This window comes from Geomonas diazotrophica, assembly GCF_019063885.1.
GTDB lineage: Bacteria > Desulfobacterota > Desulfuromonadia > Geobacterales > Geobacteraceae > Geomonas > Geomonas diazotrophica.
Genome location: NZ_CP077684.1, coordinates 2349329 through 2363300, shown reverse-complemented (window position 1 = coordinate 2363300; position 13972 = coordinate 2349329). Strand labels below are relative to the sequence as shown.

Annotated in this window: 9 protein-coding genes; 8 read left to right on the top strand and 1 reads right to left on the bottom strand. The window is 64.9% G+C overall.

Features of this window, described 5'->3' with window-relative positions; all coding sequences use genetic code 11:
• Window positions 1-26: 26 nt before the first annotated feature.
• Window positions 27-614 carry a M23 family metallopeptidase gene (locus KP003_RS10275; protein ID WP_437178063.1) on the top strand — a complete coding sequence of 196 codons (588 nt, stop codon included), beginning with the start codon at window positions 27-29 and terminating at the stop codon, window positions 612-614.
• 136 nt (window positions 615-750) lie between these two features.
• Here KP003_RS10275 and KP003_RS10270 read toward each other — a convergent pair whose 3' ends face one another.
• A complete protein-coding gene (locus tag KP003_RS10270) occupies window positions 751-1272 on the bottom strand; it encodes a nitroreductase family protein (protein ID WP_216498981.1) in 522 nt (173 codons plus the stop codon).
• Window positions 1273-1481: 209 nt separating this feature from the next.
• Between KP003_RS10270 and KP003_RS10265 the strand changes: the two genes are divergently transcribed.
• The 7 genes from KP003_RS10265 to rbbA all read left to right on the top strand — a co-directional run bounded on the left by KP003_RS10265 (window position 1482) and on the right by rbbA (window position 13971).
• Window positions 1482-2084, top strand: a complete 603-nt coding sequence (locus KP003_RS10265; protein WP_216498980.1) for a TetR/AcrR family transcriptional regulator — start codon at window positions 1482-1484, stop codon at window positions 2082-2084.
• A gap of 186 nt (window positions 2085-2270) precedes the next feature.
• Window positions 2271-3536 (top strand): efflux RND transporter periplasmic adaptor subunit, encoded by a 1266-nt coding sequence (locus KP003_RS10260; RefSeq protein ID WP_217300671.1) that lies wholly within the window; start codon window positions 2271-2273, stop codon window positions 3534-3536.
• A gap of 89 nt (window positions 3537-3625) precedes the next feature.
• Complete coding sequence (locus KP003_RS10255; RefSeq protein WP_216498978.1) at window positions 3626-6787, top strand: efflux RND transporter permease subunit; 3162 nt, start codon at window positions 3626-3628, stop codon at window positions 6785-6787.
• A 1-nt stretch (window position 6788) separates the two neighbouring features.
• The gene (gene adeC / locus KP003_RS10250) at window positions 6789-8204 is read left to right on the top strand and encodes an AdeC/AdeK/OprM family multidrug efflux complex outer membrane factor (RefSeq protein ID WP_216498977.1); all 1416 of its coding nucleotides are present in this window, start codon (window positions 6789-6791) and stop codon (window positions 8202-8204) included.
• A 339-nt stretch (window positions 8205-8543) separates the two neighbouring features.
• On the top strand, window positions 8544-10121 hold the full coding sequence (locus tag KP003_RS10245) for an efflux transporter outer membrane subunit (protein ID WP_216498976.1): 1578 nt from the start codon (window positions 8544-8546) through the stop codon (window positions 10119-10121).
• Entirely contained in the window at window positions 10118-11185 is a 1068-nt protein-coding gene (locus KP003_RS10240; RefSeq protein ID WP_216498975.1) for an HlyD family secretion protein, read from the top strand. The genes KP003_RS10245 and KP003_RS10240 overlap by 4 nt, the downstream gene beginning before the upstream one ends.
• Complete coding sequence (gene rbbA / locus KP003_RS10235) at window positions 11182-13971, top strand: ribosome-associated ATPase/putative transporter RbbA (protein ID WP_275423246.1); 2790 nt, start codon at window positions 11182-11184, stop codon at window positions 13969-13971. The genes KP003_RS10240 and rbbA overlap by 4 nt, the downstream gene beginning before the upstream one ends.
• The last annotated feature ends 1 nt before the right edge of the window (window position 13972 follow it).

Here is a 13972-nt window from a genome sequence, read left to right as displayed (position 1 = left end):
GCATCTACTTTTGGTCAGGAACACCAGTGCCGGCACGCTACTTCATTTTCATCTTCGCGATCCTTCTGTGCAGCGCAGCGCGCCCTGCGTTCGCCGGCGGCACCCTCCCTGTCGACGGCGTGGTGACCTCGGGTGTCGGCTGGCGTCTCGACCCGTTCGGGAGCGGCAAGCTTGCATTTCACCGCGGGATCGACATAGCCGTGCCGGTCGGTACGCCGGTTCGGGCGACGCGCGGCGGGAGGGTGGCCTTCGCGGGGGAGCGCCGCGGCTACGGTGCCACGGTGATCCTCGCGCACGATAACGGCGACCGCACCCTCTACGGCCATAACGCATCCGTGAACGTCCGTTCCGGGGAGTGGGTCGAGGCGGGCACCGTGCTGGCCCTCTCCGGCAACAGCGGCAGGTCCACCGGACCACACGTCCACTACGAGCAGATTCCGAGCGGGCGCCCGGTTACCGGCGAAAGCGAGGAGGTGCCCGAGGTCGCTGCTGTCGATCCGCAACGCCGCTCCCAGGAGCTGAAGGGTGAGGTGCGCCGGGTGCTTGAGCAGAGGCTTGACGAATCCCTCAAATCCCTTCTGCAAAACATCAAATCTGACATAAACGGCGGCTAAACAGGTGTTATTGGGCGCATCCCTTGAACCTCCTCGGGGATGTGCCCTTTTTTTACCCTGGCCATCGTACGGAAAAAGGCCCGCCCCTTGTAGGGGCGGGCCTTTCCTTTGGCGTGCTTTCGCTGCTGTTGCCGTCTCAGGACCAGCGGTTCATCCTGACCTTTTCCCGCTGCAGCTTGTCGGCGGGGAGGGGCCTTGGGCGCTCGGCGGGGTGCCCGATGCCGAGGATGCATTCCACCTTCACCTCCTCGGGTAGTCCCAGTAGCTCCTGGAGGTACTCCTCCGCGCTCTTTAGGGCGTCGTGCTTGCGGTTGCGGATCTGGGCCCAGCAGCTCCCCAACCCCAGGGAAAGGGCGGTGCACTGGACCAGGATGGCGGCGATGGAGCAGTCCTCGACCCAGACGTCGGACTTGGTGCTGTCGGCGCAGACCACGATGGCCAAGGGGGCGCGCGCCACGAACTCGGAGCCGTGCTGTTTGGCCCGCGAGAGCTGCTGAAGCAGTTGCGGGTCATCCACCACGATGAACTCCCAGGGGTTGAGGCTGCGAGAAGCGGGTGCTCTTAGGGCTGCCTCCACCAGTGTCTCCATGGCCTCGGTGGACACCTTCTCGTCGGTGAACTTCCTTATGCTGCGGCGTTTGCGTAACAGTTCGATCATGGTTCTCCATCTCCTAAAGGCATAGCGCCGGCGTTGATCCAAGGGGGCAAATCTACTCCAAAACTAGCCGCGAGTCAAACGCCGCTCTTGCATGCAAAGCTTGCGGATCCTTTGTCACATTTAATCGTTTTTTTCGGCATACCTTATTGACACGGATGCGGGTGGAGGAATATAAGGAATGAAGATTCATTCCGCATAGAGGGAAGACGATGGAAAAACCAGAGAAGTGTGAAAAACCGGACAAGTGTGCCGAGAAGCGCGAGGCCATCATCCAGGCGGCGCTGGAGCTCGTGGCCGAGCAGGGGTTCCACGGCGCCCCCATGGCCATGATCGCGGAGAAGGCCGGCGTCGGCGCCGGTACCATCTACCGCTATTTCGAGAACAAGGACGACCTGATTCGCTGGATCTACAAGAACGTGGAGGAGCGCTTCGTGGAGGTCATGATGCAGGGGTATCCCGAGAAAGGACCGGTGCGCGAGCGCCTGGTGCACATCGGGACGGCGCTGGTGCGCCACCTGATCAGCGAGCCGCTGCAGCTGCGCTTCGTCGAGCAGTTCCACAACTCCCCCTACGGCGTGGACCACCGGCGCGAAAAGATCTTCGGGCAGGGGCGAAAGGACGTCATCAGCGAACTCTTCGACGAGGCCGTGGCCCAGCAGATCTTCAAGCCGCTGGAATTGGCCATCCTCTTCTCGCTCTTCTTCGGTCCGCTGGTGGACATCTGCCGCGATCACATCCTGGGTTTCGTCAAGCTGGATGACGCGCTGATCGAGCAGGTGGTGGGTGCCTGCTGGGACGCGCTGCGTCGCTAAGGTGGATTGAACGTTCATTAATACGAGGTGTTTGTACCGATGCTGATGAAACTTTGTCTGATTCTGTGCGCCCTTACCTGGGGCGGCATCGTAGTCCTGGTTTCCTTTAAACGCAAATAACCGGCGGCCCGCACGCGGCCCGCCTAAACCTTTTCACGGCAGTAACCAACCAAACGAGGTGTTTTCATGCAGATCAAGTACAGGGCACAGTTGTTATCCGTCGTTGTTCTTCTGAGCGGCTCCCTGCTTCTTTCCGGGTGCGGCAAGAAACAGCAGCAGGCCGGCGGCCCGCCGATGGGTCCGCCCGAGGTGGGTGTCATCGAGGTCAAGCCGCAGCGCGTGGCTCTGACCACCGAGCTTCCCGGCCGCACCTCCCCCTATCTGATCGCCGAGGTCCGCCCCCAGGTGAGCGGCATCATCCTGAAGCGTGTTTTCACCGAGGGTAGCGACGTCAAGGCAGGGCAGGTGCTCTACCAGATCGATCCCGCGACCTACCAGGCCGCCTACGCCAGCGCCAAGGCAGCCGAGGCGCGCGCCGAAGCCAACGTGCTCCCGGCCAAGCTCAAGGAGGAGCGCTTCCGCGAGCTGGTGAAGATCAACGCGGTGAGCAAGCAGGACTACGACTCCGCCTACGCCGCCCTGAAGCAGGCCGAGGCCGACGTCGCTTCCGCGAAGGCCGCCGTTGAGACGGCCCGGATCAACCTGGCCTACACCAAGGTGACCGCCCCCATTTCCGGTCGCATCGGGCGTTCCAGCGTAACCGACGGCGCCCTGGTGACGGCGAACCAGCCTACCGCCCTGGCGACCATCCAGCAGCTTTCCACCATGTACGTCGACGTGACCCAGTCGAGCTCGGACATGCTGAAGCTTAACCGCAGCCTCGCCACCGGGCTCTTGAAGCGCGACCAGGCCGGCCAGGCCCGCGTGAAGCTCCTGCTCGAGGACGGCACCGCTTACCCGGCGGCCGGCTCGCTGAAGTTCTCCGACGTGACCGTGGACCAGAGCACCGGCTCCATCACCGTGCGCGCGACGTTCCCCAACCCTAAACAGACCCTGCTTCCCGGCATGTTCGTGCGTGCCGTCCTGGAAGAGGGTATCAACGAGTCGGCGATCCTGATCCCGCAGCGCGGCGTTACCCGCAACGCGGCAGGGCAGGCCGTTGTCATGCTGGTCGGTGCCGAGAACAAGGTGGAGCCGAGGCCGATCCAGGTCGCCCGTACCGTTGGTGACGCGTGGCTTGTGAGCTCCGGGTTGCAGGGGGGCGAGAAGGTGATCCTGGAGGGGCTGCAGAAGGCGCGTCCCGGCACCCAGGTGAAGGTGGTGCCGTTCCAGTCCCCCGAAGGGCAGGGCGCCCCCGGCGGCGCACCCGGCGCGGCAGGTCAGGGTGCGGCAGGAGCCGCAGGTGCAAAACCCGCAGCACCGGCGGCCCCGGCGCAGCCCCAGAAGAAGTAGTCGGCGAACCAACACAGGCGCAAACAGCAGACGTCCACGTATAGACGCAGAACGTAGAACGTCGCCTCTAGATTTAAGGAGCTTATTCCATGTCCAGGTTTTTCATAAACAGACCCATCTTCGCCTGGGTCATCGCCATCGGGGTCATGCTGGCAGGCCTTCTGGCCATGAAGTCGCTGCCGGTCTCCCAGTACCCGCCCATCGCGCCGCCGCAGATCTCGGTCAACGCCATGTACCCGGGCGCCTCCGCCCAGACGGTGCAGGACACGGTCACCCAGGTGATCGAGCAGAAGATGAACGGCATCGACAACCTGCTCTACATGTCCTCCACGAGCGACTCCGCCGGGGCGGTTTCCATCAACCTGACCTTCAGGGCCGGGACCGACCCGAACATCGCCCAGGTGCAGGTGCAGAACAAGCTGCAGCTCGCCACGCCGCTTTTGCCGCAGGTGGTGCAGAAGCAGGGCATCCAGGTGGTGAAGTCGACCCGTAACTTCCTGATGATCGTCGGCATCGTCTCCGAGGACGGCAGCCTAAACCGCTACCAGTTGACCGACTACATGGTGTCCAACGTACAGGACATCGTGAGCCGCATCGAGGGCGTGGGCGAGGTGACCGTGTTCGGTTCCCAGAACGCGATGCGCATCTGGCTGAACCCCGACAAGCTGAACAACTACAAGCTGACCCCCAACGACGTCTCCAACGCGCTGCAGGCCCAGAACGCGCAGGTCTCCGCCGGCCAGTTCGGCGGCATGCCCGCGATGCAGGGGCAGCAGCTGAACGCGACCATCACCGCCCGCACCCTGCTGCAGAACCAGGAGCAGTTCGAGGAGATCGTGCTGCGCACCAACTCCGACGGCTCCACGGTGAAGCTCAGGGATGTGGCCAAGATCGACGTCGGCACCGAGAACTACGACACCCTGGCCCGCTACAAGGGTAAGCCGGTCGCCGCCATGGCGCTGCGCCTTGCCGCCGGCGCCAACGCGCTCGACACCGCGGACCGGGTCAAGACCAAGATGGTCGAGCTGGAGAAGTTCTTCCCGGCCGGCGCCAAGGTCGTCTACCCGTACGACACCACCCCGTTCGTCAAGATCTCCATGGAGGAGGTGGTGAAGACCCTGATGGAGGCGGTCTGCCTCGTCTTCATCATCATGTTCCTGTTCCTGCAGAACATCCGCGCGACGCTGATCCCGACCATCGCGGTGCCGGTCGTTCTCCTTGGCACCCTGGGCGTCCTCTTCGCAGCCGGTTTCTCCATCAACACCCTGACCATGTTCGCCCTGGTCATCGTCATCGGCCTCCTGGTCGACGACGCCATCGTCGTCGTCGAGAACGTGGAAAGGATCATGACCGAGGAGGGGCTCTCTCCTCACGACGCCACGGTGAAGTCGATGGGGCAGATCACCTCGGCCCTCTGGGGGATCGCGACGGTGCTCTCCGCCGTCTTCATCCCGATGGCCTTCTTCGGCGGTTCCACCGGCGTCATCTACCGCCAGTTCTCCATCACCATCGTCTCCGCCATGATCCTGTCGGTGCTGACCGCCCAGATCCTCACCCCGGCGCTCTGCGCGACGCTTCTTAAGCCGGTCGTCAAGGGGCACGAGCCCTGCGAGTCCGGGTGGTACTGCGGCTTCTTCCGCTGGTTCAACCGGATGTTCGATAAGGCGCGCCACAGGTACGAGTCGATCGTCGGCAACTCCTTCGGCAAGCCGCTGCGCTACCTGATCTTCTACGGCTGCCTGGTCGGCGCCATGGCCTTCTTCTTCCTCAGGCTCCCCACCGCGTTCCTGCCGGACGAGGACCAGGGCTTCATCGTCTGCCAGATCCAGCTTCCTGCGGGCGCCACCCAGGAGCGCACCATCAAGATGCTCGAGAAGGTCGAAAAGCACTTCCTTGAAAACGAGAAGAAGAGCGTCGACTCCCTGATCACGGTGGCCGGTTTCAGCTTCGCCGGTCGCGGCCAGAACATGGGTCTCGCCTTCGTTAAGCTCAAGGACTGGAAACTGCGTCCCACCCCGGACCTGAAGGCACCGGCCGTCGCCGGCCGTGCCATGGGCGCCTTCTCCAAGTTCCGCGACGGCATGGCCTTCGCCTTTTCGCCCCCCGCGGTGGTCGAACTTGGCCAGGCCAACGGCTTCGACTTCCAGCTGCAGGACCGCGGCGGCCTCGGGCACCAGGCGCTCATGGATGCCAGGAACCAGCTCCTGGGCATGGCCAGCCAGAACAAGAAGCTCATGGCGGTGCGCCCCAACGGCCAGGACGACACCCCGCAGTTCAAGCTGAACATCGACGACGTGCGCGCGGGTGCCTTGGGCGTGTCGCTGGCGGACATCAACAACACCCTGGCCACGGCCTGGGGCTCCTCCTACGTCAACGACTTCCTGCAAAACGGCAGGGTCAAGAAGGTGTACCTGCAGGCCGACGCGACCTATCGCATGGTCCCCGAGGACATCAACAAGTGGTACGTGAGAAACGACAAGGGGGAGATGGTACCCTTCTCCGCCTTCGCCACCGCCAAGTGGGAGCACGCCTCGCCGCGCCTTGAGCGCTACAACGGCATCCCGAGCTCCGAGATCATGGGCAACGCCGCCAAGGGGATCTCGACCGGCGAGGCGATGGCCGAGATGGAGGCCATGGCCGCCAAGCTCCCTCCGGGGATCAGCTACGAGTGGACCGGCCTTTCCTTCGAGGAGAAGAACGCGGGCAAGCAGGCGCCTGCCCTCTACGCCATCTCGCTCCTGGTGGTCTTTCTCGCCGTCGCGGCCCTCTACGAAAGCTGGAGCATCCCGTTCGTCAACCTGCTCATGCTCCCGCTGGGCCTTGTCGGCGCGGTCACCGCGGTGACCCTGCGGGTGCTCCCGAACGACATCTACCTGCAGATCGGTCTCCTGACCACCATTGGTCTGTCGACCAAGAACGCGATCCTGATCATCCAGTTCATCAAGGACCAGATGCACCAGGGGCACGAACTTGTCGAGGCGACGCTCACCGCCGTCAAGATCAGGCTCCGCCCGGTCATCATGACCTCGCTCGCCTTCTTCTTCGGCACGCTGCCGCTGGCTCTCACCAAGGGGGCGGGTGCCGGCGCCCAGAACGCCATCGGCACCGCGGTGACCGGCGGTCTGTTATCGGCGACCTTCATCGACCTTATCTTCATCCCGTTCTTCTTCGTCATGGTGACGAAGATGTTCTCAAAGAAGCACGGAACGGCCAAAAAGGCCGCTGCCGCCCCCGTTTCGGAGGTGCACTAGCATGACACGCGCGATAGCCAAACCCCTTGCCCTGGCCGCCTTCCTGTTCCTTTCAGGCTGCGCCTCCATGGCACCCAAATACACCCAGCCGGCGGCTCCGGTCCCGGCCAACTGGCCCAACGGCCCTTCCTACAAGGCGGAGCCGGCTGCGCAGAAGCCCTTGGCGGAGATCCCCTGGCAGGAGTTCTTCGTCGAGCCCCAGTTGCAGAAGCTGATCACGCTCGCCCTGGACAACAACCGTGACCTCAAGGTGGCGGTGCTGAACATGGACCGCTACCGCGCCCTGTACCAGATAAAGCGCGCCGACCTCTTCCCAACGGTCACCGGCGACGGCTCGTTTTCCGTCAAGAAGACGGCCGACGACCTGGCCCAGAACGGCAACGGTGGCGTGGGGCACTCCTACAACGTCTCGGTCGGTATCAGTTCCTATGAGCTCGACCTTTTCGGCAGGATCAGGAGCCTGAAGGACCAGGCGCTTGAGCAGTATCTCTCCACCGAACAGGCGCGTCGCAGCGTGCAGATCACCCTGGTATCCCAGGTGGCCAACGCCTACCTGACGCTCGGTTCCGATCTCGAGCGCCTGCAGCTCGCCAAGGACACCCTGGCGAACCAGCAGGAGTCCTACCGGCTCAGCAAGAGCCGGTTCGAGGCGGGCGTCGCCTCCGCGCTGGACCTGCAGCAGTCCCAGACCAGCGTGGACTCCGCCCGAGTGGACATTGCCCGCTACACCACTTTGGTGGCGCAGGACCTTAACGCCCTCGCCCTGGTGGTCGGTTCCGACGTCCCGCAGGACCTCCTCCCCAAGTCGCTGACCGAGGCTCTCACCGCGGTCAAGGACGTGGCGCCGGGGCTCCCCTCGGACGTGCTCCTCTCCCGTCCGGACATCCTGCAGGCCGAGTACAGCCTCAAAGGCGCCAACGCCAACATCGGTGCGGCGCGCGCAGCCTTTTTCCCGCGCATCGCCCTGACCACCAGCGTGGGCTTTGGCAGCGACCAGCTCACCGGCTTGTTCAAGGGGGGGAACCTGGCCTGGAGTTTCGCGCCGAGCGTCTCGGTCCCGATCTTCGAAGGGGGGCGCAACCAGGCGAACCTCGAGGTGGCCAAGGTGGACCGCGACATAGCCGTAGCCCAGTACGAGAAGGCGATCCAGAACGCGTTCCGCGAGGTAGCCGACGCGCTCGCCCAGCGCGGCACCATCGACGAGCAGGTGGCGGCACAGCAATCCCTGACCGGCGCCACTGCCGAGACCTTCCGTCTCTCCCAGGCCCGCTACCAGACCGGCATCGACAGCTACCTGAACGTCCTTGACGCCCAGCGCTCGCTGTACGCGGCCCAGCAGAACCTGATCACCACCCGCCTCGCGCGCCTGAACAACATGGTGACCCTCTACAAGGTGTTGGGAGGCGGCAGCAAGTAAGGCAGAAAATATCCCCGGGCCGGTGCCGGCCCGGGGACGAAGTACAGCGCAGGGGGGCGAACCGCGTCGAATTCCCTGTGGCCGGAAGGAGCCCCGTTGTCCAGAGCACGCATCACCCTCTACTGCGTAATCGCCGTTGCCGCTTTACTCACAGCTTACTACCTTCTGGCACCGGAGCCTCATCCTGACTGGCCGATAAATCTGGTCCACTTTCTTTTCAAACACTAGATTGGGTTTATAGTTTTACCTGAGAGCTTCCCGTAGCGTAGATAGTGTATTTTCTTCGGGGTGCCCTCGCTGTAGCTTGTGAAGAATTCCTTGTGACAGAGGAGCGTATTCATGGCACAGAAGCCGGAAGACGGCGACCCGCTGGAACCCGAACCTTCCTGCCGGCCGGGGCAAACCTCCGCCCGGCCGGGCCCTCTGACTCCGAAAGCGCCGTCACGCACTCGTCCGCTTTTTCCCACGCCTCTTTTATTCTGCCTGGCCGTTCTTCTGTGCGGCTGCTCGCTGAAACCCTCCTACCAGCGCCCCGCGCTCCCTGTCCCGCAGCACTACCCGGAAGCGGGGCACGACAACGGGGCTGCCGCATCCCTTCCCGGCTGGACCGCCTTCTTTGCTGATCCCGAATTAAAGCGCCTGATCTCTCGTGCCCTGGAACAGAACCGGGACCTTGCCGTTGCCCGGCGTAAGATCGAGGAGGCCCGCGCCTTCTACGGCATCCGCCGCGCCGACCAGCTCCCCGGCATCTCTGCCGGCGCCAGGGCGGAGCGCTCCCGCACCCCGGCAGATCTCTCCGTCACCGGACAGGCCATGACAGGCAACCTCTTCGAGACCGGCCTCTTCCTTGCCAGCTGGGAGCTCGATTTCTGGGGGAGGGTAGGGAGCCTTAAAGAGGCCGCTCTCGAGTCGTACCTCTCGAGCATCGAGGCCCGGCGCGCGGTCCAGGTGAGCCTGGTGGCTCAGGTTGCCCAGAGCTACCTTGTGGAGCGCGAGCTTTTCGAACGGGTTTCCCTGGCAAAGGCCACCATACAAAGCCGTGAAGAATCCTTCCGCATCGCCAGGCGCCGCTTCGAGGTCGGCTCCGCTTCGAAACTGGACGCGGTGCAGGCGGAGACCCTGCTGAACCAGGCCAGGGCCGAACTCCCGGCGCTGATGCGGCTGCGCGCCCTTAACCTGAATGCGCTGGCCCTCCTCGCGGGGGAGGCGGTGAACCTCGCGCCGCTCCCCTTGAGCGCGGTGGAACAGGATTTTATCGCGGCCATCGCCCCCGGGCTCCCCTCCGATCTTCTCCTCAACCGTCCGGACGTGATGGCCGCCGAACACGACCTAAAGGCCGCCAACGCGGCCATAGGCGCAGCGCGGGCAGCCTTCTTCCCGGCTATCGCACTCACCGGCAGCTTCGGTACGGCTAGCAGCGAGCTATCCGGGCTATTCGCTGCCGGAAGCGGCGCCTGGAGTTTTGCCCCGGCCATTTCCCTCCCTATCTTCCAGGGGGGGCGCAACGCGGCGAACCTGGAGCTCGCCAGGGCCAGGGAGCGCGAGGCCGTAGCCGGGTACGAGCGCGTGGTGCAGCGGGCCTTCCGCGATGTGGCAGACGCGCTGGCGCAGCGGCACTGGCTGGCCGAGCAGGTGGAGGCGCAGCGTGCCACGCTGACCGCGCAGACCGAGCGCACCCGGCTGGCCAGGCTCCGCTACGACACGGGGGCCGCCACCTATCTCGAGGTGCTCGACGCGGAACGGGACCGCTTTGTTGCCCAGCAGGCCCTGGTGCAGACGCGGCGCGCCCTGCTTTCTGCCGGGGTTGAGCTTTACGCAGCGCTGGGGGGAGAAGGGGACGCGGAGGAAGGCACGCCTGAAAAAGGTGCATCCCGTCCCCGTGCGGGGGGAATTCCGAAGGGGGAGGCCAAGCCATGAGAGGCCTTGGTAACAGGAGGATCCAGGTCGCGGCAGTGGTGGTGCTGATGCTGCTCGCCCTGATCCTGTGGCAGCAGTTCGGGCGTCGCAACGCCGATGAGGGGATCGTTAGCGGTAACGGCCGTATCGAAGCGGTCGAGATCGACGTCGGGCCCAAGAGCCCCGGCCGCGTGCAGGAGATCATGGTCAGGGAAGGGGAGTTCGTCAGAAGCGGCCAGATTGTGGCGCTCATGGACACCGAGGTGCTCAAGGCGCAGCACCGGGAGGCCCAGGCACAGCTGGTCAAGGCACAAAACGCCGTGCTCACCTCGAAGAGCGAGATGACCCAGCGCGCCAGCGAGAAGGCCGCGGCCCAGGCGGTCGTGGCGCAGCGCGAGGCGGAGCTCGCGCTGGCCGGCAAAAGGGTGGCCCGTTCCAGAACGCTGGCCGCCGAGGGGGCCACCTCACAGCAGGAAGCCGATGACGATCTGGCCCGCCTGGCCAGCGCAAAGGCGTCGACGGCGGCGGCGCGCGCCCAGGAGGCGGCGGCGGAGGCGGCCGTGGCCACGGCGCGGCAGAAGGTGCTGGGCGAGGTTTCCAACGTGGCGGCGGTGGGCGCCACGGTGCAGCGCATCGAGGCGGATTTGAGGGACGCAGCGCTCAAGTCGCCGCGCGACGGCCGGGTGCAGTACCGCGTGGCTCAGCCAGGAGAAGTGGTTGCCGCAGGAGGACGGGTGGTAAGCATGGTCGACTTGAGCGACGTCTACATGACCTTCTTCCTGCCAACCGCGGCGGCGGGAAGGGTGGCACTTGGCACCGAGGTGCGGCTCGTACTCGATGCGGCACCTCAGTACGTCATACCGGCACGCGTCTCCTTCATCTCCGACGTGGCCCAGTTCACCCCGAAGACAGTCGAGACTGCGAGCGAGCGCGAAAAGCTCATGTTCAGGGTGAGGGCCCAGCTCCCGGTGGAGCTCCTTAAAAAGCACATCACCCAGGTGAAGACCGGCCTTCCCGGCATGGCCTACGTGCGGCTCGATGAGAAGCGCCCCTGGCCGGCGCACCTCAAGAAGGTAGTCCGGTGACCCCGCAGGCTCCAGGGCAGGATGGGGGCGGGGAAGGCGGCAGCGCCGCCCTTTTGGAGAGGGTAACGCTCCGCTACGGCAGGACCGTTGCGCTCGATGACGTCACCCTCGCCCTGCCGGCAGGATGCACGGTGGGGACCATCGGTCCGGACGGGGTGGGGAAGTCCACCCTGTTTTCCCTGGTGGCCGGTTCCCGCAGGCTGCAGGCGGGGAGGGTGGAAGTCCTCGGCGGCAGCATGGCCGACCCCGCCCACAGAAGGCGGGTCTGCCCGCGCATCGCGTACATGCCCCAGGGGCTGGGGCGCAACCTCTACCCGACCCTGTCGGTCTTCGAGAACGTGGATTTCTTCGCCCGTCTCTTTGGCCACGGCCGCGCCGAGCGCGATCGGCGCATCGGCGAACTCCTTGCCGCCACGGGACTCGCCCCCTTTGCTGGCAGACCTGCTGGCAAGCTCTCCGGTGGGATGAAACAAAAACTCGGGCTTTGCTGCGCGCTGATCCACGATCCCGACCTGCTCATCCTGGACGAACCGACCACCGGCGTCGACCCGCTGTCGCGACGCCAGTTCTGGGAACTGATTGGGCGTATCCGCAGCCGGCAAAGCGGCATGAGCATCCTGGTCGCGACCGCCTACATGGAGGAGGCGGCGCGCTTCGACTGGCTGGTGGCGCTGAACGCCGGGAAGGTGCTGGCGACCGGAACGCCTGCTGAGCTCCTCGAGCAGACCGCCAGCCGTACCCTGGAGGAGGCCTTCATCGCGCTCCTCCCCCCAGCGCAGCGTGCGGGGTACCGGCCGGTGCTCATCCCCGCGAGGGAAGGGGAGCTCGCTGCCGAAACGGCTATCGAGGCCTCCGGCCTCACCATGCGCTTTGGCGACTTCACCGCGGTGGACCGGGTCAGCTTCCGGATCGGGAAGGGGGAGATCTTCGGATTCCTCGGCTCCAACGGCTGCGGCAAGACCACCACCATGAAGATGCTTACCGGGCTTCTCCCCGCCAGCGAAGGGGAGGCGAGCCTTTTCGGGCGGCCGGTCGATCCCGGCGACCTCGACACCCGGCGCCGGGTCGGCTACATGACCCAGTCCTTCTCCCTCTACTCCGAACTCACGGTGCGCCAGAACCTCGTGCTCCACGCGCGCCTTTTCCGTCTTCCCGAGTCTGTGATACCCTCACGCGTTGCCGAGATGGCGCGGCGCTTCGGGCTCGAGGAGGTGATGGATTTTCTTCCCGACGCGCTTCCACTCGGCGTGCGCCAGCGGCTTTCCCTTGCCGTCGCCATGATCCACGGCCCAGAGTTGCTGATCCTCGACGAGCCGACTTCCGGGGTGGACCCGGTGGCGCGGGACGGCTTCTGGCAGATCATGGTGGACCTGGCCCGCCGCGACCAGGTCACCATCTTTATCTCCACCCACTTCATGAACGAAGCGGAGCGCTGCGACCGGATCTCCCTCATGCATGCCGGGCGGGTGCTGGTGAGCGACGCCCCCGCGCGGCTGGTGCGGGACAGGGGAGCCGCAGACCTGGAGGAGGCCTTCATCGGCTACCTGGAAGAGGCCTGCGAGGAGCCCGACGCGATGGGCTGCGCCTTTGCCGTAGAAGAACCGCAGGAGACCGTTGCAGCCGCCAATTGCGGCGATCCCGGAACTCCGGCAGGGCGAGTCTTCAGCCTGCGCCGCCTGTTCAGTTACGCCCACCGCGAGGCGCTGGAACTGCGCCGCGACCCGGTCCGGCTCTGTCTTGCCCTTCTGGGCTGCGTCATCCTGATGTTTGTTATGGGGTACGGCATCACCATGGACGTAGAGGACCTGACCTATGCCGTTTTGGACCGGGACCAGAGCACCCTGAGCCGCGACTACACCTTGAACCTTGCCGGCTCGCGCTACTTCAAGGAGCGTCCCCCCCTTAGCGATTATGCGGAGCTGGACCGCCGCATGCGCTCGAACGACATATCCCTTGCCATCGAGATACCGCCGGGGTTCGCACGTGACCTCGAACACGGCAGGCCTGTTTCCGTCGGGGCGTGGATCGACGGCGCCATGCCCTCCCGCGCCGAGACCGTGCGCGGCTACGTGCAGGGGATGCATGCCCACTGGCTCGCCAATTTGGCGCGGCAGCGCCTGAGTTCTCCGCCGGCGCTCGCCCAGGCGAGCATCCAGACCCGCTACCGCTACAACCCCGACGTGAAGAGCCTCCCAGCCATGGTCCCCGCCGTGATCCCGCTTCTTTTGATGATGATCCCGGCCATCGTCACCGCGCTCTCGGTGGTGCGCGAGAAGGAGCTCGGCTCCATCGTGAACCTCTACGTGACGCCCGTGACCAGGTTGGAGTTCCTGCTCGGCAAGCAGCTCCCCTACCTGGTCCTCTCCATGGCGAGCTTCCTGCTGCTCACCCTCCAGGCGGTCTTCATCTTCCGGGTCCCCCTGAAGGGGAGCTTCGCCGCCCTCTGCCTTGGCGGTTTCTTGTACGTGGGTGCCGCGACCGGGCTTGGCCTGGTCATCTCCACCTTCATGAAGAGTCAGATCGCCGCCCTTTTCGGCACGGCGCTTTTGACCATCCTCCCCGCCGTCGAGTTCTGCGGCATGCTGGAGCCGGTCCGCTCTCTTGAAGGGGTGGGGGCCCTCATCGGCCGCGTCTACCCGACCACCTATTTTCTCCTGATAGCCCGCGGGACCTTCGGGAAGGGGCTCGGGTTTGAGGAGCTGAAGCTGTTCTTTCTTCCACTTGCCCTGGCCGCACCGATCCTTCTTTTCCTGGGGACGGTCATGCTCAAGAAGCAGGAATCGTGAC